Here is a 26128-nt window from a genome sequence, read left to right as displayed (position 1 = left end):
AAAAGGGGGTAACCCTTTCCTGGTCAAGGAGATCAGATGACTATCACAGCACCCCACCCTGAAGTTCAGGAGAGCGTCCAGTACTTTCTGGCGACCGCTCAGTCCCAGGGGCAGAACGATGAGCTGGTGATTAGCCTCCTTCGGGAATCAGCTGACCTGCTGAAGAAGCGTCAGCCGCACGGAGGCACCCTTTCCGACGAGCAGGTGGCCTTCCTGATCGAATCCGGAGATTTCACTGCAGAGGAGTTTGCTGAAACCGAAGCCAGCGTTGCCCGTGGCGATCTAGCCGAAGAAGAGCGAAAGACGCGACTCGAGGCCGTATCCGCCTCGCTGAGCGCCGCCGAGGTGGCTAAGAAGCTCGGCATCGACGCATCGAGCGTGCGGCACCGCCAGTCAAAGGGCAGCCTGTGTGCGTTCATAGCCGGCGGCAAGAGGCGTTACCCCACCTGGCAGTTCACGGACGACCCCACCCAGCCGGTGCTTCCGGGCCTCGCGGCCCTGGTGAGGGGGGTCCCAGAAGACATGCACCCCGCAAGCATTCAGGGCTTCATGTCGACCCCGCAGGCGAGCCTGCTCATCAACGATGAACGCGTCACTCCTGCCGAGTGGCTACGACTCGGCGGGGACCCGCAGGCCCTGGTGCGCATCCTCAACAGCATTCTCCAGTCGTGAAGGTCCCAGCCACTCCTCCAGCCGCGTTCATCATCGAAGAGAAGCACCTCCGCTCGTTTCGGAATGTGCTGTGGCGCGTTTCACGCACAGAGGGCCCGCACGCACTGGCGTGGAACGAGCTGCGCCATTTCGGTCCGGTCGAGGAAATGCGCTTCGATCCGCACCCACCACCGGCGGACAATTACCCAGCCGTTGGTGTGATGTACGCGGCGACCCGCTCATACACGGCGCTCGGGGAGGTCTACCAGGGGACCCACGTCATTGATCGTTCGATGGGTGGAGCGACGATTGCCGCGTGGATCCCGTCACGCGAATTGACCTTGCTGGATCTCACAACGAACTGGCCCGTGCTCAACCATGCGGCCGCGTCGATGATGATGGACGACAAGGCGAACACCCAGCCATGGGCTCGAGCGATATTCGAGCGTCACGGCGATGTGCTTGACGGCCTCTATCACCAGTCGTCGATCAACAACGAGCCCCTCGTCACCTTGTTCAGCCGCACTGAGACCATCCCTGCATTCCCCCGCAGGGTGTCTTTCAGCACGCTGCTCAGCGACACCAACGCGGACGAGATCGTCGCCCGCGCCAAGAAGAAGCTGAATTACTCCTCGCTGTAGCCGCCGAGGGCTGCACCGCGGCACCACGAAGGGAGAGGGCGATCATCACCCTCTCCCTTCTCTGCATCCATCGAGTATTCTGGTTCTAGATGCTCATAAACGAGCAAAATCATCCACCGAAAGAGAGACACCATCATGGCGAAAACCTCGCCCCAAGAAGCCGCCCGGCTGATCGCCGTCGCCGATGGTGCTCAGGGCGCCGCCGGACACCGCGTCACGGACCCCGCGGCGCGCGAGATCATCCGGCGCCAGGCCGCCGGCGAGATCACCGGCGACGAAGCACGCGCTCTCCTGATCGCCGCGGCGCAAGCCAAGAACGAGAAGAAGTAGCTCGTGGCGGCACAGAAGCGGCGTCTCCCCGCGCCGCTTTACGCGATCGCGAAGAAGCGACGCACCAAGGACCTCTCCCCCGCTGATGTCGCGTGGGCCGACTACATGATCCCGGGCACCGACACCCTGCGGAACAAGCTCGGCCGCGGCAAGAACTCCTACGGCATCACGGATCCCGACGAGCTCGATGAACTCGAGACGCAACTGTCGATGTCGCGAATGGTGGAGCTTCAGCAGAAGCCGATCCCCGGCAAGTTCGACTACGCGCACATGAAGAAGATCCACGAGTTCCTGTTCCAGGACACCTACGAGTGGGCCGGACAGCAGCGGCTGGTGAATCTGGTCAAGAACGGCCACACGTATGCGCCGCGCACCAAGATCGAGACGATGTGGGCGCAGCAGGAAGGCTTCCTCGCGGACGACGGAATGCTTCGCGGCATCACGGACCCGGCTGAATTCGCCGACAAGTTCGCCGAGCACTGGGGAGCCCTCAACGTGGCGCATTCGTTCCGAGAGGGCAATACCCGCAGCCAGACGATGTACTTCAAGCAGCTCGCCGACGAGGCCGGCTGGGAGCTGGACGTCACCAGGCTGGACCCCAACCACCCTGAATCCATCCGCGACGAATTCATCGAGGCCCGGTTTCACCACCAGAGCCACAACTTCGATCATGCCCCTCTGGCGCGGGTCCTCACCAAGGCGCTGACGCGCCGTGAGCCCGAGCTGCAGCGAGCGTTGCATCCGGGGAAAGACCGCGGCAGCGTGCCGCATCGGCTGGCGCGCGATGCCACTGAGTCCATCTGGGCGGACCCTCATCAAGAGGCGAACTCGGTGGATCCGAACCCTCCCGGTGCCGACATCGCCGCGCGGTACCGCAAGTACCCGGAGCTCGCACCCGATAACGATCCAAGCCACGATGGTGAGGTAGGCCCTTCCCGATCCAGCGTTGACAGCTCATCAATGGGGCCTGAGCTATGACGCAAAAGCAGAATCCAACGATCACCGCATGCCCCTGAGCTGCGTCATCTTGCACCAAGAATTCATCGACAAGGAAGGACCCGCCACATCATGTACAGCCCGGAGAATTCAGAGGAAATACGCGAATCGCTGAGTGCGATGGAGGAGAACGCTTACAAGTCCGGGTATCGCGGTAGCACCCAAGTGCTATCCCAAGCGAGATGGGCACTCACGGATGCGGACAAACGGATCAAGGAGCTCGAAGATACCGTGGTCGAGTTGACCTCGAGAGTGGCCGAGCTGACTGCGTCGCAATCGTCCAACAGCCACGAAGCCGTGCAAGCCCGCAACGAAAAGAAAACTGCACGCATGCGCAAGTACCCGGAGCTTGCGCCCGACAGCGCTGAACCCGCCACCACCGACCAGAAAGGACCCGAACGATGAGCGTGAGCCACCAATGACAGGCGATGCTGTCTGCGCAGCCCTCGAGTGCACAGCCTCGTACAAGGACCACAACTGGGGAACGACGAAGGCCGGCAAAGACGGCTGGTTCATACAGAAGGACGGGACGTCCTGGTGTCCGGCTCATGTCCCCGAGTGGGTGGAAGCGTGGCGTAATCGGAGTTCGGTGGCATCCGTGAGCAATCCGCCCGAGGAGCAGTCACCAGTGACTGTTGAATCTGGTCTGACGATCTACACGTGCACGTACTGCCAGGAGCACAAGGTCGGGAACTCGCCGTTTGAGGCCGACAAGCCCGTTGGATTCTGGATCGAAGTGCTCAAGGTCACGGGCGAGCGATACCCGCACCACAGTAAGACGCCGGGGCCGGTCTTCTTCTGCACCAAGGAGTGCATGCTCGACGGTCTCAAGTACGGCATCTCGGGCATGGTCGAAGAGATCATTCCCATCGGCCGATCGCGAGAACAGGTCTCACCCTCGAACCGACGCTGAGAGGGCGCGAGCCTCATCGAAAAAACGAAACCCCCGCAGCCAAAAGGCTGTGGGGGTTTCGTTTTGCCTCAGGAAGTCAGACGGCGAACCGGGTAAATTCCGTCCAACATTTCGGGTGGGGCGTTTGAATCTGGCTACGCGAAAAGATACGAGATGTTGTCGTTGTGCACGAACCGGAGTTCATCGGGTGAGTCGATGTCGACATCTCCCGAGATGACGATGCAATCGTGGTCGCCATCCTTCGTGAATACGTCCGGAACGGAGGTCTTGCTTGCGCCGACGGCGTTCATGAAGCGAGTGAAGTGGCGCTTATCCGCCACCGATACCACCCCGCGAAGATCGACCCTGCGGCCCGTGCCTTTCTCGCGAAGACGGGCGCTCAGGCGACCCTTCCCGTTGTCGATTTCCTCGATGTAGCACTTCGTGCTCGTACCCTGGTCCATTGCAACTCCTAAATCCTGATCAATGCATAAATGCTCAAACGAACCTACTCCGACAAACCGACGAAATAGACATGTCCATTACCCCCCAATAGACCGAGTATCCCCCCCATGCTTGGACTCTCGATCCCCCCCATTTTTGATTTCGTTCCCCTTCGGCCCATCGCCCGGGTATGCGTTTCGCATACCCCGCCTGAGGCTCATGTCCCCATAAACGAGGACATGCGGCATCGACTGCACCCCCGACAAACCGTGGGTATGGGTGGTTGCCCTGTTCAGGGAGGCCCCCCGTGATGCAGTTGGCATTACCCCCCGCGCCTCGGGCTCGCGTACCCCCCATGTGGATGACGCCGCTGTCCCCCAGAACCACGAAATCCCCGCAGCAAAATTGCTACGGGGATTTCGCTTTCAGTCAGGCGCTACGGCGCGTTACCGCTCCTTACGGGTGGTATTCGTCACCGGAACCAGCTGGCGACGGCGGACACCGTACGCGGCCACGCCTGCGGCCAAGAGCAACAGCGCCGCTCCGCTGAGAAGCCACGGCTTGGCGTCGGCCGGGGACAGCGGGTCTCCAGCAATGGCGATAATTGGCGGCAGCGCCGCCAGCTTGGCGTTCCAGGGATCGCTGTCGCTGACCACGGTGCCTGAGTACGCAGCCTCGGCCGTGACCGACGCCGTGTCCGAGTGATCGGTCCCGGCCTGCACGCCGGTGAGCAGTCCCACCAGCAGGACCTTCTGGCCGACGGCCAGCTCGGTCAGGTCGGTGAGCGGACGCGGCGTGTACTGCGTGCCACCGATCGTGACCGGGGCTGCAGCCGCGGGAACAGCCGGGTCGGACGACACTGCGGGGACGAGCGGATCCAGCCACTTCACGTCCGTGACCGTGCCCGTAGTCGATGCGTCGACCTGGTCCACGAAGGCCAGCTTCTTCAGCGGCTCGTCACCGGTGTTGGTGACGTCGAAGCCGACCTGCACACCGTTGGTGCCCTGCTCCGGTGTGAGTGCCAGAGCGTCCGCGGCCGCGTTGCGGTCACCGGCGTCGCGGCCCTCGTCGAGCGTGTACTTGACGACCTCGAGGCTCGGCGTCGATGGTGCCTTGGCGAACCAGGCGTCCTCCGCCTTGACGAGAGCCTTCGTGAAGACGCTCTCCCCGGTCACGACGACGGTGTCGCCGTGCGTCATGCCAGGTGCCATTCCCCGGAGGGTGCCCTTGCAGTCGACCGTCTGGCCGGCGGCGAGCGTGGTGATGGTGGAGGGCAGCACCCAGTCCATCCCGTTCGCGTCGGCCGCGAGGACCGTGGCGCCCTGGATGATGTTCAGCACCGGTGGCACGACCACAGCAGCGGGCACCGCACAGACGAGCCCCTCGAGGTCGCCGCGCATGCCGTCCTGGGTGATGTCGGCCACCGTGACGTTCGTCAGCGGAACGTCGCCCGTGTTCGTGAAGCGCACACCCACCTCGACGCCATTCTGCAGCGCCACGGTCCCCACGGCAGCGTCTGCCGGAAGGTCGGCCAGCTTCAGCTGGTCGGCGCTCTCCGCATACGCGTTCTTGGCGTCGCTGTGCGACCCGTCCGTTTCTCCCTCGGAGAGGGTGAACTTCTTGACCTCAATCGCGGGATATTCGATGGTCTTCGTCCATACGATGTTCGAGTCGCGAGCGAACTTGTTGTAGCTTTCCGAGACCTTGTTTTCGATCTTGTCGCTGGGTGCGATGCGAACCATCTTTGTGTAGGCCGAGAAGGAGCTGGCGAGGTCGTCGCGCGTTCCAACGAGGTCCAGGTACTTCTGAGTGGGCTCGATCTTGACTGTGTAGCTCGCTTCGTCGAAGGTGACGTCGAAGAATCCCGTCCACGACTCGCTCTCGCGGCCGGCTGAGTCCTGAAGCAGGTCGCCCTTCTTGAAGATGAGTGTCGATCCCTGGTAGATGTCAGTGTTCGCGTAGACCGCCCAGATGCCCGTGTACTGATCGTGCACCTTGTCGAACGGATCGGTCAGCGACCACTGGGTCGCCGTGTACGCGCGGTTCGCCGGGATCTCAGAGCTGTTCAGGCGGTAGTTGAAGACCGTGTTCATCCGGACCTCGGTGCCGCCCAGCGAGGCGTCCTGCGTTTCCTCGGAAACTACGACGTCCTTGCTGGGGTCGATGGCCTTCAGCGGGTTCGAGACGATCTTCGTGGCGTAGTGCGTGTTCTGGATGTTCTGGCTCGCCTGGTTCTGGATGACGTAGCCGTCCTCCGCCTTCGTGACCGTGGCCTTCATCGTGATCCAGTAGTTCTTGCCAAGCAGGGTCTGGTCGATGATCGGATCCTCGAGGGGCTTGATCGTCGCGGCGTCGTAGGCTGCGAGGTCGGACGCCTGCGGGTCGCCGGCGATCGTACCGCCGTAGGTGCCCGCGGTGTCCACGGTCTTCGCGAAGACATACGCGACGCCGTCAGTGACCTTCACGTTGAACTTGCCGGTCACGTCCAGCCCGGTGGCCTTTTCCGTCACCGTGATGTCCGCGTCGCTCAGGGCCAGGTGCACCTCGTCATAGTCGTCGACCATGCCGAACTTGTGCACGTTGTACGCCAGCTTGTCGCGAGCGGGCCCGCCATCCATCGTCAGGCGGTACAGGATCACGTCACCCTCGACCACGGTCTTACCGTTGATGTCGATGAGGTTGGTGTTCAGGCTGTCCTTGACCGGCGTGACCGCCGGAATCGCGACAGTCGGAATCTCGGTACCGGTGCGAGCTCCGTTGAGGATCTGGAACGCCTGGTTCACGACGCTGCTGCCCGCGACGACGGCCTTGCTGACGGTGCCCGTGAAGCGCATCGTGAGCCAGCCCTGCGTCAACCACTTGTCGTTCGCGCCGTCTGTGCCGACGTTGGCGTCGATCCAGGACTGCTTGAACGTGGCGGTGAACGTGTGCGCGGCCTCGTCGAAGGTGAGCGTGTACGCGGCGCGAGCGACCGGCTTCGGGTTGCTGTTGTCGCGCGAGTCCCAGAACTCGACCGAGGTCTTGTCGGGCACGAAGTACGGGTCGTAGGCGTCCTCGACGGCCAGCGTCTTCACACCGCGAGCGGTGCCCGCGGGGATCCGCAGGTCCACGCCGACCGAGTACTCGAGCTTCTGGCCGGGCCAGACGGCTGCACCATTGATGTCGCTGTGACCCTTGTCACCGGATTCCTCGGTGGAGCCGAGGACCTCCTTGTTCGGGTTGGGTGTCCAGGTGTAGACGGGCGGCGTGTTGGTGGCATCCGTGCGGTTGTTCCAGGTCTCCGTGCCCGCGTTGCTGAGCGTGACGATCTGGCCGTTGGTGTCGTAGTCAGCTCGGAAGACACCCGAGATGATCAGCTTGACCGCGCCATCCTTCGCGAGGCCCTCGGTGGCGGCCAGGAACGGCGCCTTGGCCGTAGCGACCGTGGTGGTGCCGACGATGTTCACGTCGAAGCCGGCGGTGACGTCGACTCCGTTGTAGAAGACCTTCGCCAGCGCGACCTGGGTGAAGTCGACGTACTGGGCAGCGTCCGTCCAGTCGTCGGTGATCGAGTAGTTGTAGAGCGGCGAGCCAAGGTTGGCCGGGATAGAGCCGTTCACGACAGCTGCGACGGCGTCGTTCTGAAGGAAGACCTTCCCGTCCGCTCCGGCGGTATCGCTCCAGTCCTTGTCCGAGGTGGACAGGCCACCCTGCTCATCGAGAACCCAGACCTTGTCAGGCGTCGGCGTCACGGTGAAGAGAGCCGGTGTCGCCGTCTCAACAGACTTGCCGTTCCATGATTCGGACGCGGCGTTGGTGAGGCGGTCCAGCGCGCCGTTGGTGTCGTAGGTGTTCCGGAACGCTCCCGTGATGAACAGCTTGACGACACCGGCCGCTGCGCGGAACGCGGTGTTGTTCAAGAAGGTTGCCTTCGCGGTCGCCACGGTCTTCGTGCCGATCACGGCGATGTCGAACTGGTTCGTCACGTTCGCGCCGTCGAGGAAGACCTTGGCTTTGCTCACGTCCGAGAAGTCGACGTACGTCGCCGAGCTCGTCCAGTCGTCGGTGATGACGTATGCGTTCAGCTTGGCACCGAGGTTCGCGGGCACGGAACCGTTGACGACCGCCGAGATGCCGGCTCCCGGGGCGAAGGTCTTGTTGTCCACGCCCGCGCTGTTGGTGCCGTTGGGGTCGGAGGTGGTCAGTGCTCCCTTCTCGTCCAGGACCCAGACCTTGTCAGGGTTCGGCGTGACGGTGTAGATCGCCGGAGTGTTCGTGGTGACGGCTTCGTTGTTCCACTTCTCCGAGCCGCTGTTGGTGAGCTTGGTGATCTGCCCATCGGTCTCGTAGTCCAGCCTGAACGAGCCGCCGACGTAGAGCTTGACGCTCCGCGCCTGGGTGAGGCCCTTCGTGCTGTTCAGGAACGTGGCCTTCGCGGTGGCGACCGTCGTGGTTCCAACGATCGTGATGTCGAACTGGCTGGTGACGTCGATGCCGTTCAGGAAGACCTTCGCCTTGCTCGTGTCCGAGAAGTCGACGAACTTGGCGGCATCCGTCCAGTCGTCGGTCAGCGAGTAGGAGCTGAGGTTCTCAGCCAGCTTCGCGGGCACCGAACCGTTGACGACAGCGCCGATGTCGGCGCCCGGCGAGAACACCTTGTTGTCGACGCCGGCCTGGTTGGTCTGGGCGGGATCTGCCGTCGCCAGAGCGCCGTTGGCGTCCAGCACCCACACCTTGTCGGGCACGGGGGTGATCTTGCGCGTCTGGGCCGAGTTGCCCGCGATGCAAGCGGTCTGGCTGGCGGTGTAGCAAACCTTCGAGTCATCGGTGATCGTGTAGTCGGCCTTGGTGGGCATCACGTAGGTGGGAACGATCAGTGTGTACTCGAGGGCCTGGAAGCCGTCCGGGATGCTCGTCACGGTACCAGAGACCGTGACTTTGCCGCCGGAGCGGTTGATCGTGATGTTCGCCGCGGTCTTGTTCCCGTTCGGGTCAAGCACGTACGCGGCCGAGGAAACGTCGCTGGCCTGCGCCCCGATGAACACCTTGTCGGTGCCGATCGTGTCGCTGATGGTCATTGAGCTCGTGATGCCGTTGGTGCGTGCGGTGATCTGCGCGTTGTAGAACATTCCCGAAGCAAGCACCTCGTCGTTGCCGAGCGCGTCAGACGCGACTCCACTGGTGAGAACCTTCCGCGGCGGGGTCGTTCCTGCGGACCAGCTCTCACGAGCGTCGTTGCCGCCGTCGTGGTTGACTGCGGCGTTCATCTTGCCCTGCTGGGCGACGCTGACGTCGAACCAGAACGCCCCGGCGGGCCAGGCGGAGAAGCCGAAATCACCGGGGGTGAAGCCGGGCGAGCTGGTTGTCCCCGAGTTGGAGATGGTGACGTTCTTGCTGGAGAACTTCGGGTTACCCTCGACGCCGCCCCAGCGGAGAGTGACGACCGCGTTGATGTTCTCGCGGATGCTCGAAGGGGTGCTGGTGTTGATGTTGTCGCTGACCGTGGCGGTTGATCCAGCGAGAGCGAAAGTGGATGCCTTGTCGGTATCGAGCGAGAGGTCGTAGTTTGCCGGTCCACCCTCGCCGTCGTTCAAGGCGACGCAGACGATGCGCGGCTGCGGCACGATGTTGGCCATGAAGGAGTTGAACACGTCGACCTGCAACGCATTGTCGTATTGCGGCACCTGACCCTGCCAGGAGCGGGCAGCAGTAAGGCCCTGGTACCAAGACTGCATCTGTGCTTGGCCGCCGCCCCAGCCCATGTAGGCCTGAGAGCCGATGTAATCCACGGCCACGCCGACCTGAATCACGCGGGCGCGGTTCGACGTTCCGTTGCTGCGAGCGACGGCCTGGTCGATGGCTGCGCCGCACGCCTGATTGATTCCGGTACGGTTGCCGCCGACGCCGTCAGACCAGCGAGCCTGCTGTTCCATGCCGCCGGCGAAGTAGTCGATTGAGGTCTGGCCCCAACCTTGCGCGGGGTCATTCACGCCGTCGAAGTTATCGCCCGTATAGAGCCAATATTCGGCAGCTGTGCCACCTCCTCCACCGCCTCCTCCGACTCCGCCGCCGCCAGTGGCGGCGGATGCAGCGAGCGAGCCGCTCATGGCAAGTCCGAGTGTGAGTGCGCCAGCAAGAGCGGCGCGTGCTCCCCGACGGAAACGTCGGTTCCGTGCTGCACGACCTGTGCTCAGGTCGGTCGCAGCGAGCGTCTGATCTCGCATCTATTCCCCCTCTTTACTGTGAACGAGCCCCCTCTTTGACACGAATGTCGCAGAGAGGGTCTCCTCATACAGCCTACCTGAAAAGAGGTGGCAAAAAGCGCAAATCCACTCGAAAATGAGCATAAACGAGGCCTCGAATACGCGGCTCTCGCCGGTATCTCACAGCGCCGGCGGCGACGAGAGCCCGTGCCTGCGGGGCACAGATCGGGCAGACTGGCTCCAGCACGCTCGAGAGGAAACCAGCCATGTCACAGGCCCGCGGCGATGTCGAGACCTACGCCCGCGTGCTCGAACACGCGCCGATCCTGAAGGCGCCCGCCGGGTACGTCCCGGGGCCGGGTGAGCTGGACGGCGTCGTCCGTGTCGGATCCGAGGGATGGGAGGGCTTCGTTGCGCCGGGCCCCGACGCTGCGCAGTTCATTGCCGCCGCCGTCGAGCCTTTCCTGCGTGATAACCCCTTCGACCGAGACGGTCTCATCGAGCGGCTCCAAAGCGGCTCGCCACCAGCACTCGGCGACGGAGGCCGAGCCCTGGACGCCGAGGAAGCCCGGCGAATCGTGGACGTCTGCGACCTGCTGGTGATGATCGCGCGCGGGCCTCGCTGAGTCGAGCGAGCTGCGCCACCCGCCTCAGGGGATCTTGTTCAGCCTGACGTTCAGGATTTCAGCGCCGACGCTCTCGGTGAGCTGGACCGTGAATCTGTATCCATCGGTCACACCTTCTGCCGTGCACAACAAGACCTGGCTCTGAGCCTCCGGTTGCGGCTCACAGCCACCAGAGACTTTCCCGACCCAGCCTGCGGCTGAAATCTTCGTTGCCAGCTCGTCCCGGCTGAGGGGCACGTCGACGTGGTAGAACCGTCCGAAGCTGTCACAGGGCCCCGTCATGCCCGAGCACTGGTAGTGGTCGCTGGCGGATTCGCCGCCCAGGGTCCAGCCCGGCTCCGGCACGAAACGGTCTGCGATGGCGTACATCGTCTTCTCGATCTGGAAGTCCAGGACTACGGGGATGGCAATGGCAACCGCGAGGGCACCGACGATTGACCCGGTGATGATCCACCCCGTTCGTTTCTTCACCGCGACCCCCCGGTCTGCTGCTCACCTGATTCACCTTAAGGGTTCATCATCCCGTGACGCACAGAAGACCCCCGACGAGAATCCGTCAGGGGTCTTCGTGTCAGAGGATGGGTCCGGTGCGACTAGGCGTCGAGCGTGCCCTTCTCACGCAGCTCGCCGAGACGTGCCCAGGCCCAGTCGTAGCCCTCGTCGCGGAGGGTGCCCGGCTTGGCTTCCCAGCCGGAGCCACCGACGAGGGATTCGAGGCCAGTCAGGGTGCCCGCCAACGCCTGAAGGCGCGCCTCCCAGGTCTTGCCGTTGAGGCCGGTGTTCGCGACGCTCGCCACGCGCACGATCGCCTGGTGGCGGGTCACGAACCTGATGATGGGCGCCCAGCCGGCCAGGGAGAGATCCCCCGCCATCGGGTCGGCCAGCGGATCCGGGCGGCCAGCTTCGGCGACCTTGGAGAGGTACTCCGACGACCACTTGGAATAGGCCAGGGCGCGCCTACCGACGACGCCGGAAGCGGCGTCGCTCTTGCCGATGTAGATGACCCCGCCGCGCGGCTCGACGAGCAGGTACACGAACGGGCCCGTCTCGGCGAGATCGGCCACGTCGACGAAAGCGAGTTCCGGTACGAGCGAAGCGAAGGCCCCGAATTCCGGGAGATCGACCGAAAAAGAGGTGGTGAAGTTGTTCATGGTGTCTTCCTTCTGGTTGGGCGACGCGGGTCGTCCTGAGGATTCAGGAGCGACCATGCGTCGTCGTGCCAGAACGGTAACACGAGATTTTCGCGCGATTTTGGAAAATACCTCCAGAACGCGAATTGGCCCAAAGATTCTTGTTTCTGCCCTGAAACTCGTGCAGCGCTGACGCTCCCACCACTCGTTTCGATATATCCACCGAGCACGCTGCGCACTGAGATCGCTCTTCCCCGCCCTCCCCCAGGGGCGGGGAAACGCTCAGCTGTCCACCAATCGCCCGCCCCTTCCCCCCAAAAGCACGGGGAGGGCTCAGCCCTGTTCCAGTCAGGACCCGTCGACCTGGAAAACGAACACTGGGGTGCTCCCGTACCGCGTGAACCCGTTCTTCATCCAGTAGGTAGTGCTGTTCTCCCCTCGCCCCGACGGGGTGAGCACCACAGCACCTGTTTCGCGGCCGATGATGCGCAACAGGGCGTTCACGAGCATGACCGGGTAGTTCCCACCGCGGAAGTTCGGCTCGATCACGATGTCGCCGATGAGCAGAAGATCCGGGAAGATGCCGAAGATCTCATCGTCGAACAAGGATGAAGACGCGTTCCCGGAGTAGCCCTCATTTTCCCCTGCGACAACGTACTCGCCCATCGCCGTCACGGCCTCGTCTGACGCGTCCATGTCCAACGAGAACCCGCCGCTGTCGAGGGCGTTCGGGTAGAGCACAGCGACGGCCGAGCCGGCCGTGTCGTAGATGCTCTCTTCGGTGCCCTCGTCATAGTCGTCCGCTTCTTCGTCCTTGAACGCGCGGATGTTCACCTGCCACGTCTGGAACGGCATCCCTTCCTCGTTCCGGCCGTCGGATCTGACCACCGTCGACAAGGCGAACTGCGGCTTTGGCACGTCAGCCGGCGCCGGGGCATCCCGGCCCTGTCGCTTGGCGGCGACGTACGGGATACCCGCTTGCTCGGCGCGGTCGTGGGCGTTCTGCTTCTCGGTGCGGTTCTTGGTCATGGCGCTGCCGTTTCCGGCCTGGCCCCGCGCACTCAGGCGTGGTCGCTGGGAGTGTGGGCGAATCAAATGCGTGCGATTTCAGAAACCTTGTCCTCCGGAGTCGTCGGCCCGCGCGGGGGACGTTCGACCAGGATTCCGGCCGGCACAGCAGCCGGAATCAGTTTGCGGCCACCGGCCGGAAAAGTCCATACCGGCGGCGACGCTGAGATTCACCGGCCCGGCCGGCCGGCCGCCGGCGACACGATCGCAGCTGTCACGCCTTGGTGCGGAGAGCCCCTACCCGGCCAACGGCCGGCGCCGCCGGACCGAGCCGCGGCTTCGCGTGCTCGGTGTCGCCTGCTCCGACGCGGTTGCTGCGTTCGGTCAGGCTGACCAGGGCGAGATGCTGGTCGGCGGTCCAGCAGACGAGCCGGCCCTTCTGGTCCTTGTTGCGGCCGAGGATGCCCGCATCCGCGAGCTGCACCAACGCGCGGTGCGCGGCCGCTGTGGACACGTTATGCCGCGTGGCCACAGTTTCGATGGTGAGCACGGGCTCGGCGGCGAGCGTCTTAAGGATCTTCAGCACGACGGCGTCACTGCGAGGAACCACCGGGGACAGCTCGTGCTGCCGCCGGTACCCGATGAGAGCATCGAAGACGCGCTCGTCGAGCGCTGCGATGTCGTCAGCGAGCAGAACAGCGTTGCCCGCCGCCAGCTCGGCGGCATGGGCGAAGCCGATGACCCAGTCGTCCAGTCGAGACGGTATCTCCCGGAACGCGGTGAGGCCCTCGAGGTACGCATCCTTGTCGCCGGCAAAGACCGTGCTGATGGGGATCAAGGTGTTCCTGAGTGCGTCGGCCCTGCGCAAAACGGTGTGGATCAGCGCCCGGCCGGTCCGGCCGTTTCCGTCGACGAACGGGTGGATGGTCTCGAACTGCGCATGAGCAATCGCCGCTCGCACGACTGGGTTGCCGTCGGTCGCGGTGATGAAGCCTGCGAGGTCAGTTACCAGGCGCTGCACCTCGGTCTCGGGCGGCGGCACGAAGTCGGCGCGCAATGGGCTCCATCCCGGCCCGCCGACCCAGTTCTGCTCCGTGCGCACTCCGAGGCCCAGCCGAGGCGCGATGATGTGCTGCAGCGCCTCGATGTCGCGGATCGTCACCTGGTGATTGCGATCACCAAGCGCCGCGATCGCTGCTTCGGTGGCGCGCACGTTGGCGACGACATCAAGAGCGACCCGGGTGCTGCCCGTGCCGCCGGGGCGGCCGTCCAGCAGCTCGGCGATGGCGAGCTTCTTCGGGCTGATCGAGTTGCCCTCGATCCACGAGGACGAGATGCTCTCGGAGCGGATCAGCAGATGACTCAGGTATCCACCGCTGCTGCCGATGCGCTCATCAGCACGCGCGAGAACGGCCAGCGCGTCCTCCGCTGCCTGCTGCGCCTCCCGGCCGAGCTGCGGCAGCTGGGTGCCCAGCTCATCGGGAACGTAGGCACTGTATCGTCCGGGCGCTCGGTCCTTGCGGCCCAGGTGCGCAGCGTCCTCGGGGTTCCAGAGCAGTTCGACGTAGTGAGGCATGCGCGTTCCTAACGTCGACGGATGAGCTGGTATATCTACTTTAGTAGACCTAAAGGTGATATGTGACCTATTCGCATATCGTTTACGGGCCTCTGGAGATCCCGGCTGCAGCGCCGGGCACCAAGCCGCTGATGCAACAGGCACGCAACAGAAGCCGGCCGCAGGCCGGTCCGAAAAATCCACAGACCCCCGGCTGGCGTCAGCCGGATGTGCCCACGCCCCTGGCGGGGCGTAAAGAAGCGACAGTGGGCGGGAGCGACGAGCGTATGGGTGCTCGCAAAGAGCCCACTAGGCAAAACCAGGGAGGAGCTTTCCAGCGACCCTCGTCGTCCGGTTCCTCGCTGCGCTCGTGTTGTGCACGCACCCACCGGCTCCTCAGTCTGCTGAACGCCCCACCCTGGTTTTGCCAGCATCTGTGTGGTGTCATGCCGTGGGCTCAATGACGCCAGGGTACGCAAAGACTGACGGGCCGCACGCCGCCCCCTTGAAGGGATTCCTTGGACGTCGAGGATCTCAACAACAAAGGCGGCAGAGCCGCCTTCGGGACAGGTCGTGACGACGAGGGACTTCCTCGGGGAACGCAGACCAGACCCGACCCGAACAGGAGCTCACCATGAGCAGCACTCCTTCGCACCCCCTCCTCACCGATCGCTACGTCACCGAGACGGCGCCGGGCAAGCGCCCCCGTCTGAGCTTCGTCACCATCAACGACCAGTTCACGGTGGACGTCGCCGCCGAGGAAGTCGGGCACCTCGACGGTGACCCGCGATCGCTCTGCTTCCCGATCGTCGGGGATGGCAAGCCCGTCATCTGGACGGATTTCGACAGCTTCGATGGCTACACCATGCTCCTCGAGGACGCCCTCAAGGTCGCCGCCATGGAGATCGCCGCGCTGCGGCTTCTCGCCACAAGCCCTTCATCAGAAAGCAGTGACCAATGACCTCCCAACGCCGCGACGTAGCAACGTTGCCCATCGACCAGCGTGGTCACCAGCAGATCCACCTCGAGTACCTGAAGGCGGAGCAGACCGGCTTCGTGAAGAACGACTCGACGCCGGGTGCACACATCGAGTGGATGAACCCGGTCTACATCTACGAGGGCGCGTTCGACTGCGCAGCGTGCGGCGAGTACCCCGCGTTCAGCGTCGAGGTTGACGAAGCCGGCGAGCCGACGAAACTCGTCGCCAAGTCCGCGTGCGCCCTCACCGAGGGTGTCCCCATGGTGATCGAACTCGCCGTGCCGTCGGGCAAGATGATCGTCCACGACTCTCTGGCCCGGGTGTTCGACTTCGACCTGATGAACTACAACTCGAAGCTCGGCCAGGCGCAGGCGCAGCAGATCATGGCGGCGCAGGGATGCGCCTTCGGACCCGTCGGCAACACGTCGCCGTCGCTGGTCAAGACCGGCGAGGGCGCGTTCATCATCGCCAACATCGACGACGAGCTGGAGCCCGGCGAAGAGGGCTACGTGGTTGGCGAGAAGCTCGCGAGCATCTGCACCGACCTCTGGGCCTACTCGATCGCCGATCTCGACCACTTCGTGGCAACCGCCCGCGCGCAGCTCGCCGCGGCCAGTGACAAAGAGCGCGTCGAGCTGGTCAAGCGCGAGCTGTTCCGCTGGGCCGTGCAGCCGGGCGACCCTCGCGATCGGATCGACCAGCTCGGCTGGACGGTCACCGTCGTGAACGTGACGCCGGGCACGTACCGGTTCACGCATCACACCGGCGAGGTCGGCTTCGACAGCGACGACTGGCCAGCGACCTACGCGCACGTCGAACTCGTCGCGTAGCAACCTCTTCGACGCGAAATCGCATCATCAGCGCAGCCGCCCGTCATGGGCGGCTGCGTCCCTGAATCATCTTCCAGAAAGCGCGGTGCGCAACCATGTCTGAATCCACCCTCTCCTTTGAGGCCGAGCTCCAGCAGATGCTCGACCTGGACGTCCCGTCCAACACGATCATCGAGTCCGAACTGGGCATCGGCACGTTCGGGCTGCTGAAGCAGACGCTCGAGTCCATGAACGCGGGCGTCTACGTCTTGGGCGCTGATCTGGGCGACGAGCTGCTCCGGGCGCGACCCGCTGAGACGTTCGTCGTCCCCGAGGAACTGTTGGGAGCTGACACGCTCATCGTGCACGACGCTGTCGCCATGGACACGGATCTGCACGAAAGGATCCAAGAGGTCACACAGCAGCGCTCGATCCACGGAGAGCCGCTGCCGAATCTGAAGCGGGTCATCCTGATCTACCCGGACTGGGGCCAAGACGGGCGGCGGTTCTTCATGGACCTGGGCACCCACTACGCCTCGGTTCGCATCACGCGCACGGCGCCGGACTACTCCGTCGTCGAGGCCGATCTTGGGGTATTGCGGGACCGTCGCCGCGCACGCAGCACGCTGGCCTCGGACCACCGTTCCGCACTCACGCTGAAGCCCGGCGACGAGCTCACCATCCCGGGCATCGGCACGAAGCGGATCGGCGCCGTCAATCAGCTCGACTTCGACCGCTACCAGATCCGGCTCGACGGGAAGTTCGTCGAGTCCGTCGTCGTCGAGGTCAGCGTCCCGTCCGGTGAGCAGCGAACCCCGGAGCGGCACGAGAGCCGCAGCGGCAGGGAGGACCGTTCCGAGAGCCGAGACGTCGCCCACCTCAAGGAGGATCTCGAAGCATCGCTGAAGTTCGCACTCGGTGACGACTACGCGAACCGTGTGGCAGACGCCCAGGCGATTATCGACGGGCTCGAAGAGTACCGCGACACGTCCGACGCGCTTCGTGCCGTTCAGGCGCGTTTCGGCAACCTTATGTTCGGCAAGGTGACGCTGTACCACCTCGAGAACGGGACTGCCCTCAGTAGAGACGCAGAAGTGGTGACGTTCACCAGGTCGCTCAAGCGGTTGGGCATGACGGTTGCCGACCTCGGCTGGCCCGACGAAGCACTCAATTCCGTGTATCTCTCGCGCGAGTAGACGCTGACCGGCCGGCCGCCGGATCAGCCACGAGAAGACCCCTGTCACCCTCCCGGGTGGCGGGGGTCTCTTCTTTCAAGACACGACGGCACAGCCGTCTCGGGACAGATCGTGACCACGAAGGACCTCTTCCGGTTTCTCGGTCCCGACCTCACTCAAGGAGACGCCATGTCCGTTCAGACTCTCGAAAAGCCGCTGGTTGCCGCAGCTGCAGCGACCTCTTCCGCTCCGCGCGTCCAGCTGCCCGGCATCTACCGCGGCCTCGATGGTGCCGAGTTCGGCCTCTGGCGCCTGCGCAAGGACGGCATCTGGCTGTACTGCGCGCCCGTCTTCGGCGCGTACTGGAGGCGAGCTGCCGACCAGAACCCCGGCGATAAGCTCATCATGCTCGTCGACCAGACTGAAGTCTGACCAGGAAGGATCGAATCATGAAGAGCAAGCACAATCCCGCGGTAGTTCCGAGCATGACCGTTCGCCCCGGCGACGTGATCGCCATCACCGACACCCAGACGAAGACGATCGCCAGGATCGAACAGACGGCGTTCGACAAGTACCAGCTCACCTTCAACGAGAATGACGCCTCGGCGGCCGCGACCGAGAACGTCATCGACGTCGATACGCGCGGCTACGACCGAATCGCTGAGCCGGAACCAGATCTCTCCACGGGCACGCCGACGCGGCGATTGGTAGAGAACGTGGCGAGCCTTGATCTGAGGATCAACGACGTCCTCTCGCTCCCCGTGTTCGGAAAGGCTCAGATCACCGAGATTGTCTGCATCCGCCCGGATCGGTATCAGATCACCCTGCAGGTAAAGTTCGTCGCAGCCTTCGTCATCGACGTCGTCGTGAAGAGCTGACGCGAACACCCTCATCCCAGACCCCTGTCACCCTCGCGGGCGGCGGGGGTTTCTGCTTTTTGCGGCTGCCGCTGTTCCATGCGGTAGCCACTGACAGTAGCGGCATAGCCGCCATCGGGAGAGAGGGTGACCCGCACGAAGCGGATCCCTCACGAAAGACACCTGCACGAGGAGAGACCATCATGGCTAACCAAGCATTCATCACCGCCAAGGGTGCAAACCTCGGCGTACAACTCCATTGGAACGGTGGCAGAGATTCTGTCGAGGCGTTCCTCGAGTACGCCAAGCTCGCGAAGCTCCCACCCCTTGGTCAGCGCAACGAGGGTCTTCCCGCGTTCGTCACGGTACTCTGCAACTACTTCGGCAACGACGGCATGAATGTCCGAATATCCTCCTGTTACCCTCACCGTCCGGACCTCAGCGATAGCGGCGACAACGGCGTCTACGTCGTCGAAGGCTTCAAGATCGTTGCACGATACGGAGGAGGGGGTGTCGAGCAGCGCGTGTACGAGCTCGAAGACATGCTCAAAGCCATCGACAACGCGCAGCCCAAGGCCGATCAAATCGGCATCTTCCTCGACGGGATCGAGACCCCCGTGGACCAGCTCAAGGTCGGCGACCAGGTCATCCTGCCGCGTCGCTATGGAGACGTCGCGAGCGAGGGACGTTTCCAGGTCTTCACCGTGCTCGGATTCAGACCGCCGATTTACGGCCGTGTGAACGGCGAGAACCTCACGGGCAAGCCCTACGTCGACATGTTCGACGACTCGGCGGCCGTGCCCAACATGGACAACATCAACGCCTACATCCGTACCGAGACGGTGCGGGTGCCGAAGTAGTCGCCTCAAAGTGAGATCCCCACTGCCTCTTCGGAGGTGGTGGGATTCGCTTGCCTACTCGTTTGCCATCGAATTCCACACGCTGTGTGACACCCGTCACTGCGTGAATAAGCTACTAGAACAGGAGGTCAATATGAGCCAAACCATTACAGTCGCTCGCGTTGCTGCGCTCATCGCTCACGACATCGCGGCCACAGCCGGCTACCGGCAGCACCTCATCTACCGGGCCGCGGAATTTGACGAATTTCACGAGGCGGTTCGCGTCGCTCTTGCGAACAGCAAATTGGCAGGAGTGCCACTTCACGCCGTGGAGTTCGTCGCCGAACACGACGAGAGTGGCACTGTACTCAGCTTGACCGGACTCATCCCCGAGCACCACGGTCAACTCGCCGCAGTGGTCACGATCAAGTCGACGCTCGCCCTCGACGAACCGGCGCTGATCCAGGTTGTCAAGGACGTCACTCGCCAGGTCATCGCCCACGACACGAACCTTCGCGCTTCCTGGGGCTCGATGATCCACATCGTCGAGGAGCCGACGCCAGCGGTGCCCCCCGTCAAGTCGTAGCTCCCGCTCCTGCTCTACCTAGAACCTCAACCCCTCACCGGGTTGGGGTTCTTTTTTTGAGCCGCGTCACCCGCATCGTTCAGCGACCCGCAGCTTCGGCTGCGGGTCTTCTTTTTTGAGCGCGGTTCCTGACCCGGGTGCGAGCTGCGACACAGCCCCGTCGCGGTTCGTCGTGAGGCGCTTCGCTCTCATCACGCCAACCCGCTCGATCATCCACGAAGAAGACCTGGCACAGATCGCACCTTCGGCGCTCAACACGGGGCAGGGCCCCGCGCCCCTGGCGGCCAAGAAGCTCGTGCAGCGCTTCGCTTCGAGCACGACCTTCGATCAGGCACAGAGCAAGCTGTTTCTTCCGCCACAGAATCCCCTGCGGCGCTTCGCTTTCAGCAGGGGCTTCGATCAGGCAGCGAGCAGGCTTCCCCGGCGTCCCGCCGGATGTTGCTCCGTAACGAGGCGAGGGTGGGCGGGAGCAAGGCGCGTATTTACGCGATCGGCGACCTTATGCAGAGCATTCCTGGTGCTCCCCAGCGTCCCCCGTCGCCTCGGCGTGCACTCCTGCGTCGCTTCACCAGGCGCTCCTCCCGCTGGAACGCACCAGAAAAACTCTGCTCAGCACGGACCACCTGGAAACGGTGGAGCAGGTCCCCATGGCGCCCAGATGTCGCGAGGACTGACGGGCCGCACCTCGCCCCCTCCGAAGGGATCTCTCGAACGATGTGGGTCTCGTGTTCTTGTGGCCGAGGGAGTGTACAGCGGGACGAGCTGCAAAGCAGCAGAGCTTCACAGCTGAGTCCGGTCCGCTTGGAGCTCCCCGGCCGCAGCGCCGGCAGAGCCGATCAGGCAATAGCCGTCCCCGGGGCTACGCCCCGTCGGCATGGTCCGCGAGCCTTGTCGAAGGGCAATTCGACTGCGGATCCTTTGAATGTCCGAGCGGGTGAAAGCGGTCTAGCCCTTAAATGGACTCCGTTCTCGATGCCATCAGGCGAAGGGTCTCACCATCGGCCCTGAGTCCAAATACATGATGCGAGGGGTCCGTGCCCGTGACTGAGCTGGAGAGCTGAATCTCACGAAGCGACAGCGCCGTCGGGGCGGATCTGGGACTGGCTCTGTAGCGGGTGCTGTGTCGATTCTGCAGCAAGCTCTGAATCGAATTCTGAAGCGCTCGCGCGTCGCGCGCTGTGCTCGTCTGGTGCAGCCGGGCTGTGCGCACGCACTGTGCCCAGGGTCGCGGCGGGTCGTGCCGACCCCCGTTGTGACCCCGAAGCACAGTGGCCACCAACGGACCAGCACGCGGTCACTACGCGCCCACGCTTGGGAGCTCGGATTCCAAGTACCGACACGTGGGCGGCCCCTGACCAAAAGACGGTCAGGGTACGGCCCTTTCGCGCCCCCACTGGTATCCAGCGGTGGCTGCGCGTGTCTCGCTGCTGGTCTGGTGACCAGCAATGGGCCGGCCGGTGGTCAGACTCTGGTCAGAGTCCGGCCACAGGGCACAGATCCGGGTCTCAGCAGCCTGGATTCCTCGGGACGCCCCTCGGAAAAGCCGTTGTGACCAGATAGTGACCGGACTACGGCCCGATGGTGGTCACTACGCGCCCACAGGGTGAGAAACCCGGTCCGCCAATGGGGCAGCAACTGGTCAGGTTGCGGTCCATTGGTGGCCTCCGAGTGGTCAGAGATTGGCCACGATGTGGCCAGCACGCGGCCCAGTAAAGTAGTGACAGTGGGCGTGAGCGAGGAGCGTATTTACGCGATCGGAATCCTTATTCACAACCACCCACCGCTACTGCTCGTCCCCCGGCCGCGCCGTTCCACTCCTTCGTCGCTGCACTCCCGCCGCCTCCTCCCGAGCACCGCTACGGGTAGTTGTTCTGGCACAGACCGCCTCCCATCGGCGGATCAGGATTCCATCCAGGCACAGGTACCGCGAGACCTGACAGGCCGCTCCCCGCCCCCTTGGAAGGGATGACTCGAACGACGAGGATCTCCTCGGCCGCGGCCGAGGGAGTGTGCGCTCGAGGGCAGCACAGCAGCTGCTCGTCCGCTGGCGCTCCCGAGCCGCGGCGCCGGCGGAGCCGATCAGGCAAAGGCCGTCCCCGGGGCTACGCCCCGTCGGCATGAAGAGCGCAATCCACCTTCGACGCAAGCGCCGAAGCTGTAACCCCTGAGTATCCAAGGATGCGAGGGCGGCTTAGCCCTTAAATCGGAACTTGGGCGATGAGGGGGCAAAGGACCTTGCGAAGTTCCGAATTACATGATGCGAGGGGCCGAGGCTGACTGAGCCGGCGGCCCAGACTGGCTGAGTGACTGCGCCTCCGCGGCGGATCTGGGACTGGCTCTGTTGCGTGCTCTGTTGCGGGTCGTGAAGCATGCTCTGAAGCGGGCGCCGATACTCGGCGCATCGGGCATAGGTGCCATGCGCGCGCCGTGTTTGAGACGCAGATGACGCTGGACCAGGCAACGACTCTGAAGCTGATCTGCAACGGGGCCTGCGGCCAACCAGGCGACGGCATTCGTGTCGACTGACGTCTCCAATGTGATGAAGCTCACAAGGACACCCAGCGCCGCTACGCGGCTGTCGCGAGTCCCGCATCGCTCTCCTTCGTCGATCGAGACGGATGGTCTGAGACGAGCTCAGACACGGCTGAAGTCGCATGAGGAGGTGCACGGCATAGCCGAGCACCGCGCCGATGATGAGGCAAAGGTGGCCGCGTGCCCGCGACCACGGCAGGGGGAACGAGCCCTGTGACAAGTGCGGTCACAGAGCTCTGCGTCGCTGCGCTCCATGGCTGTCAACACGGTGCCAAGGCACCTCAAAAGCCGTTGACAGCCCAACCCTGCCTTTCCAACGGAAATGGATGCCACTGTTAACAACCCCCAATGCTGTTGACTGCGTCAACGGGGTTGTTAACAGATGAGCTGAATCATCCATTTCCGCTGATACATCAGCAATTATGACCACGATCCTCCGCTGAAGCTCCGGATGCGAGGGAGAGAGAGAAAGGGCATAAGGGGGGGTGGCACCAAGCGTCGTTTTCAATCCGCTGCGCTACTTGAAATCTAGCTTGGTGGTCGGCATAGCCGACACCCCTTCGGGCGACCCTGATCCTGTCGCTTCGCTCGGTCTCCGTGTCTTCCTCTCCCGCCTCGCTGCGCTCATCGGGCCCTTACTTCACTCGCTCCGCTCCCTCGCCCTCCCAACCCCCACCGGGGGTTGTCGGGTGCCTGGCTGACGACGCCTCTCCTCCGCGTTGCTCCCCCACGGACGCCGACAGGATCCACCGGTTCCACTCGGTGACAGGGAAGCGGTGAGGCTGCTTCTCTGAGGCCAACGGAAGCTGATGGTGCGCTGCGATCGCGACGCTGGCGCGTCGAGAGTGGCACCGCTGCGCACCTACGCAACAGGTGGTCGGCGGTGCCGACCCGGGGGTCGTTTCGAGTCCCTCACGATTCCGTGAGTTGAGATCTCTGACGACCGATTGAACAGCAACCAGGAAGACGAAGACGCCATGCCTAAGAACAAGAACCGAGGCCGCCGCCAGACGTGGGTGGCGCAGCAGGAGCTGCCGGTGGTTCCCGATCTTGGGAACCTCTCGATGCCCCGAAAAGGCAACCGGGCTGCGGCCAAGTACGTCGCCTCGGTCGGCAATCTGTGGGATCGCCGGCGGGTAGACCGAAAGGCTCGCAAGAACGCGCTGGCGCAGCGGGACGCCCGCTTGGCGAACCCGCGCCGGAAGCATCTCGACAAGGGCGTGCGCATGCAGATGCTCCGCAGCATGCGCGGCTGGTCCTTCGACCACCAGATCAAAGCCTTCGTGCCCAAGAGCGATACCCGTCGTGCTGACGGTTCAGCCGATGCGAACAGCGGGTCCGAACGATTCGAGCAACTCCTCGACGCAATCGTCGACGTGCGCCCCGCGACCGTCGTACTCAGGATCTCAGGCCTCTCGCAGTTCGAGGCGGCTCGAGCGCGTGGCTACCTCACCGAGGGATCCATGCTCGTCCAGATCAACCCTCGGCTCGATGGACCCGTCACCACCCAGCGCATCATCCGGCCTTAGTAATCATTCCCGGAATGATTTGGCGAAACATTTATCGCCAACATTCCCATCACCCCGAACACCGCGAATCACCCTCGAAGGAGCTGCGCCATGAGCACGAACACCCCGATCGACCGACCGGACACGGCGGCAGCCGCCCCCACGATCACCGTCACCCTCGATGAAACGCAGCGCAGCCTCGTACTCAGCGCCCTCTACGACAAGCTCCTGGACAGCAAGCACTACATCTCCGGCTCCGAGGTCGATGACGAGCCCGGCCTGCTCGACAACTGCTGCGCCGGGCACCGAGCGCGCTATGAGGATCGGAAGCGCAATTACCGCGCCCTGACGCAGCAGAAGGCGGCCGTAGAAGCCACCATCGCGCTCTTCTCAGACGAAGGCAAATGATGGTCGCCCGGCCCTACAAAGAGGTCCGAAAGGACTACATCAACGCTCGTTCGAGCGTCCTCGCCAAAAGCCCGCAAGGCGTTCGCAGCTGGCTGCGCGACGCGAAAGAAGCTGCTTGCCGGGAGTTCGACGAGTTCATCCAGGAGCAGCGCAAGCTCGCCGTCGACGAGGCCCTCGCACGCATCGAAGCCCCGGTCGGAATTGCCGCGATCACCCACTCAAACACGTAGTCACACGAGCCCACAGAGGACGCCACAGCCATGAACATCACCATCCAGGAAGCCCAATATGTCGACGAGCGCACAGGCAACGACAAGTTCTACCGCACCTTCGTCTTCGACTCGGTCTGGGTCACCCAGTACGGGCGCAACGGCACCATTGGCACCTTCACCAAAATCGTCGTCGCTACCTCCCCCGCGGCCGCCCAGAGCGCTGCAGATGCGAAGTACGCGAGCAAGGTCAAGAAGGGCTACACGCCGGAGCGCTCTGGCGTCGTCGTCAGTGCAAGCGACATCGACGCCACGAACCTCACCTCTCTGGATGAGCTGGCCGAAGCCCTGCCAATGGGCACCTCCACGGCCATCGTGAGCGCGCCGGTCAACGTCGTCGACCTGGGAGTGCAGCGAGCTGCCGACCTGACGAAAGACGTGCACGCGTCGCTCCTGAGCTTGCTCGGAGCGTGGGTCGCAACCGCCGAAGACAAGAGCCCCACGCTCCCGATGCGCCCCATGCTGGCCTCGGTGCAGACGGCCGAAACCGTCGCCTCAGCCATGCTCGACACCGCCTGGGTCGCCCAGTTCAAGTACGACGGTGACCGGGTCGTCATCGAGGTCACGGATGGCGACATCCGCGTGCTGAACCGCCAGGGCCAGGAGAAGGTCAAGAACATCGGCACTGCACACCTCCGCCCCTTCAGCGCCCTGAACACTGGCCGCTGGGTGTTCGACGGCGAAGTCGTCGGCCGCACGTTGGTCCTCTACGACCTGGCGGTAGCTACTGACGGGGACAGCACCTGGGTCAACGAGCGAACACCGTTCTCGATCCGCTACACGGTGCTCTCGGACATCGTCGGCATCCTCGGGATCCCCGAGGTTGCTTCGGCCAGCGTCGACGCGCCTGTCGTGCTCGCGCCCGTGGCATCGACCAACGTCGCCAAGGACCAGTTCCTGGCCACCGCCGTGGCGGAACAGCGCGAGGGGATCATCCTGCGTCACCTGGACGGACTCTACGAACTCGGTCGCCGTTCGACCACGTTGATCAAGCACAAGTTGATCAAGGACGCGGACGTGATCATCACGAGCCTGCACGGGACCAAGAGCTCAGCGACCCTCGCTGTGCACGCCCTCGACGGATCGCTCGTTGAGGTCGGAGCCTCTTCCACCATCGGAAAAGGCGACGTGCGCGTCGGCGATGTCTGGCTGGTCACCTTCCTGTACGTCGTCGACCCGCGGCACCCGCACCTGTTCCAGCCGCGCCTGGTTCGCCGGCGCGACGACAAATCCGCCGCAGCCTGCACCATCGACCAGTTTGTCGACGCCGGCACTTCCCGAAAGGTCTAACCCATGAGCCAGGACGATCGCGACCAGCGCGGCGGCCACCGCCGCAGAAGGTCCGGCACGAAATCGTGCGGGTGCTGCCCGGTCCTCGCGCCGCGGGCACAGTCGATCAACCGGACGGAGCGCAACCGCGTAGCCGCCGAATACGAGTCCCTCGCCGAGGGCCGCGTCCCCAAGCACTGAACACCCGACACCAAGGAGCGCCCGAATGGCCAAAAAGGCCGCAGCGGCAAGCACCAACCTCATCATCTTCAATGCCAAAAACATGATGGACGACAACGAATGGGATGCCGAAGAGTACCTCGAGTACGTGTCCGAGATGGACGCTGCGGACTTCCGCAAGTACTACGGGTCATCGGATCTCGACGAGGCCCGGCGCATTCTTCTGAGCTGACACCAGCCCGCAGGCCATATCCATCAAGTT

The 26128-nt window shown here is 63.8% G+C and carries 27 protein-coding genes; 20 read left to right on the top strand and 7 right to left on the bottom strand.

What is annotated here, in order from left to right; genetic code table 11:
- The first annotated feature begins 36 nt into the window (after positions 1 to 36).
- The 6 genes from MQH31_RS18160 (at position 37) to MQH31_RS18135 (ending at position 3531) form a co-directional block, all read left to right on the top strand.
- A complete protein-coding gene (locus tag MQH31_RS18160; RefSeq protein WP_243013224.1) occupies positions 37 to 672 on the top strand; it encodes a hypothetical protein in 636 nt (211 codons plus the stop codon).
- On the top strand, positions 669 to 1292 hold the full coding sequence (locus MQH31_RS18155) for an RES family NAD+ phosphorylase (protein WP_243013223.1): 624 nt from the start codon (positions 669 to 671) through the stop codon (positions 1290 to 1292). Before MQH31_RS18160 ends, MQH31_RS18155 begins: the two co-directional genes overlap by 4 nt.
- Before the next feature lie 135 nt (positions 1293 to 1427).
- Positions 1428 to 1622: a hypothetical protein gene (locus MQH31_RS18150; protein WP_243013222.1), complete on the top strand. Its 195-nt coding sequence runs from the start codon at positions 1428 to 1430 to the stop codon at positions 1620 to 1622.
- 3 nt (positions 1623 to 1625) lie between these two features.
- Positions 1626 to 2600, top strand: a complete 975-nt coding sequence (locus MQH31_RS18145; RefSeq protein WP_243013221.1) for a Fic/DOC family protein — start codon at positions 1626 to 1628, stop codon at positions 2598 to 2600.
- A gap of 90 nt (positions 2601 to 2690) precedes the next feature.
- On the top strand, positions 2691 to 3023 hold the full coding sequence (locus tag MQH31_RS18140) for a hypothetical protein (protein WP_243013220.1): 333 nt from the start codon (positions 2691 to 2693) through the stop codon (positions 3021 to 3023).
- A 223-nt stretch (positions 3024 to 3246) separates the two neighbouring features.
- On the top strand, positions 3247 to 3531 hold the full coding sequence (locus tag MQH31_RS18135; protein WP_243013219.1) for a hypothetical protein: 285 nt from the start codon (positions 3247 to 3249) through the stop codon (positions 3529 to 3531).
- Between the two features lie 134 nt (positions 3532 to 3665).
- Here the strand turns inward: MQH31_RS18135 and MQH31_RS18130 are convergent, their stop codons facing one another.
- Both MQH31_RS18130 and MQH31_RS18125 read right to left on the bottom strand, forming a co-directional pair.
- On the bottom strand, positions 3666 to 3974 hold the full coding sequence (locus MQH31_RS18130) for a hypothetical protein (RefSeq protein WP_243013218.1): 309 nt from the start codon (positions 3972 to 3974) through the stop codon (positions 3666 to 3668).
- 426 nt (positions 3975 to 4400) lie between these two features.
- Positions 4401 to 10040 carry an LPXTG cell wall anchor domain-containing protein gene (locus tag MQH31_RS18125; protein WP_243013217.1) on the bottom strand — a complete coding sequence of 1880 codons (5640 nt, stop codon included), beginning with the start codon at positions 10038 to 10040 and terminating at the stop codon, positions 4401 to 4403.
- A 362-nt stretch (positions 10041 to 10402) separates the two neighbouring features.
- Here MQH31_RS18125 and MQH31_RS18120 point away from each other — a divergent pair, with 362 nt between their 5' ends.
- Entirely contained in the window at positions 10403 to 10762 is a 360-nt protein-coding gene (locus MQH31_RS18120) for a hypothetical protein (protein WP_243013216.1), read from the top strand.
- A 24-nt stretch (positions 10763 to 10786) separates the two neighbouring features.
- On the opposite strand, the gene MQH31_RS18115 is transcribed toward MQH31_RS18120, so the two are convergent.
- The 4 genes from MQH31_RS18115 to MQH31_RS18100 form a co-directional block, all read right to left on the bottom strand.
- The gene (locus tag MQH31_RS18115) at positions 10787 to 11233 is read right to left on the bottom strand and encodes a hypothetical protein (RefSeq protein ID WP_243013215.1); all 447 of its coding nucleotides are present in this window, start codon (positions 11231 to 11233) and stop codon (positions 10787 to 10789) included.
- 122 nt (positions 11234 to 11355) lie between these two features.
- Positions 11356 to 11913, bottom strand: coding sequence for a hypothetical protein (locus tag MQH31_RS18110; protein WP_243013214.1), 558 nt, complete (start codon positions 11911 to 11913; stop codon positions 11356 to 11358).
- A gap of 327 nt (positions 11914 to 12240) precedes the next feature.
- A complete protein-coding gene (locus MQH31_RS18105) occupies positions 12241 to 12921 on the bottom strand; it encodes a hypothetical protein (RefSeq protein WP_243013213.1) in 681 nt (226 codons plus the stop codon).
- A 253-nt stretch (positions 12922 to 13174) separates the two neighbouring features.
- Positions 13175 to 14476, bottom strand: coding sequence for a Fic family protein (locus MQH31_RS18100; protein WP_243013212.1), 1302 nt, complete (start codon positions 14474 to 14476; stop codon positions 13175 to 13177).
- A 613-nt stretch (positions 14477 to 15089) separates the two neighbouring features.
- On the opposite strand from MQH31_RS18100, the gene MQH31_RS18095 reads away from it, so the two are divergent.
- From MQH31_RS18095 to MQH31_RS18070, 6 genes are all read left to right on the top strand, one after another.
- Positions 15090 to 15416 carry a hypothetical protein gene (locus tag MQH31_RS18095; RefSeq protein ID WP_243013211.1) on the top strand — a complete coding sequence of 109 codons (327 nt, stop codon included), beginning with the start codon at positions 15090 to 15092 and terminating at the stop codon, positions 15414 to 15416.
- Positions 15413 to 16264 carry a hypothetical protein gene (locus MQH31_RS18090; protein WP_243013210.1) on the top strand — a complete coding sequence of 284 codons (852 nt, stop codon included), beginning with the start codon at positions 15413 to 15415 and terminating at the stop codon, positions 16262 to 16264. The genes MQH31_RS18095 and MQH31_RS18090 overlap by 4 nt, the downstream gene beginning before the upstream one ends.
- A 95-nt stretch (positions 16265 to 16359) precedes the next feature.
- Positions 16360 to 17439, top strand: a complete 1080-nt coding sequence (locus tag MQH31_RS18085; RefSeq protein ID WP_243013209.1) for a hypothetical protein — start codon at positions 16360 to 16362, stop codon at positions 17437 to 17439.
- 168 nt (positions 17440 to 17607) lie between these two features.
- A complete protein-coding gene (locus MQH31_RS18080) occupies positions 17608 to 17850 on the top strand; it encodes a hypothetical protein (protein WP_243013208.1) in 243 nt (80 codons plus the stop codon).
- A 17-nt stretch (positions 17851 to 17867) separates the two neighbouring features.
- A complete protein-coding gene (locus tag MQH31_RS18075) occupies positions 17868 to 18296 on the top strand; it encodes a hypothetical protein (RefSeq protein WP_243013207.1) in 429 nt (142 codons plus the stop codon).
- A 182-nt stretch (positions 18297 to 18478) separates the two neighbouring features.
- Entirely contained in the window at positions 18479 to 19135 is a 657-nt protein-coding gene (locus MQH31_RS18070) for a hypothetical protein (protein WP_243013206.1), read from the top strand.
- 115 nt (positions 19136 to 19250) lie between these two features.
- Here MQH31_RS18070 and MQH31_RS18065 read toward each other — a convergent pair whose 3' ends face one another.
- The gene (locus tag MQH31_RS18065) at positions 19251 to 19463 is read right to left on the bottom strand and encodes a hypothetical protein (protein ID WP_243013205.1); all 213 of its coding nucleotides are present in this window, start codon (positions 19461 to 19463) and stop codon (positions 19251 to 19253) included.
- Positions 19464 to 19487: 24 nt separating this feature from the next.
- Between MQH31_RS18065 and MQH31_RS18060 the strand changes: the two genes are divergently transcribed.
- The 7 genes from MQH31_RS18060 (at position 19488) to MQH31_RS18030 (ending at position 26098) form a co-directional block, all read left to right on the top strand.
- Positions 19488 to 19700, top strand: coding sequence for a hypothetical protein (locus MQH31_RS18060; RefSeq protein WP_243013204.1), 213 nt, complete (start codon positions 19488 to 19490; stop codon positions 19698 to 19700).
- A 3479-nt stretch (positions 19701 to 23179) separates the two neighbouring features.
- Positions 23180 to 23761 (top strand): hypothetical protein, encoded by a 582-nt coding sequence (locus MQH31_RS18055; protein WP_243013203.1) that lies wholly within the window; start codon positions 23180 to 23182, stop codon positions 23759 to 23761.
- Positions 23762 to 23851: 90 nt separating this feature from the next.
- On the top strand, positions 23852 to 24148 hold the full coding sequence (locus tag MQH31_RS18050) for a hypothetical protein (protein ID WP_243013202.1): 297 nt from the start codon (positions 23852 to 23854) through the stop codon (positions 24146 to 24148).
- The gene (locus tag MQH31_RS18045) at positions 24145 to 24378 is read left to right on the top strand and encodes a hypothetical protein (RefSeq protein ID WP_243013201.1); all 234 of its coding nucleotides are present in this window, start codon (positions 24145 to 24147) and stop codon (positions 24376 to 24378) included. The genes MQH31_RS18050 and MQH31_RS18045 overlap by 4 nt, the downstream gene beginning before the upstream one ends.
- A gap of 30 nt (positions 24379 to 24408) precedes the next feature.
- The gene (locus MQH31_RS18040; RefSeq protein ID WP_243013200.1) at positions 24409 to 25707 is read left to right on the top strand and encodes an ATP-dependent DNA ligase; all 1299 of its coding nucleotides are present in this window, start codon (positions 24409 to 24411) and stop codon (positions 25705 to 25707) included.
- A gap of 3 nt (positions 25708 to 25710) precedes the next feature.
- Positions 25711 to 25887, top strand: coding sequence for a hypothetical protein (locus MQH31_RS18035; RefSeq protein ID WP_243013199.1), 177 nt, complete (start codon positions 25711 to 25713; stop codon positions 25885 to 25887).
- A gap of 25 nt (positions 25888 to 25912) precedes the next feature.
- Positions 25913 to 26098, top strand: coding sequence for a hypothetical protein (locus MQH31_RS18030; protein ID WP_243013198.1), 186 nt, complete (start codon positions 25913 to 25915; stop codon positions 26096 to 26098).
- Positions 26099 to 26128 lie beyond the last annotated feature (30 nt).

Source organism: Cryobacterium zhongshanensis, from assembly GCF_022760445.1.
Classification (GTDB): domain Bacteria; phylum Actinomycetota; class Actinomycetes; order Actinomycetales; family Microbacteriaceae; genus Cryobacterium; species Cryobacterium algoricola.
Note: the sequence above shows the minus strand (reverse complement) of the source record. Positions and strands in the feature narration are given on the sequence as shown.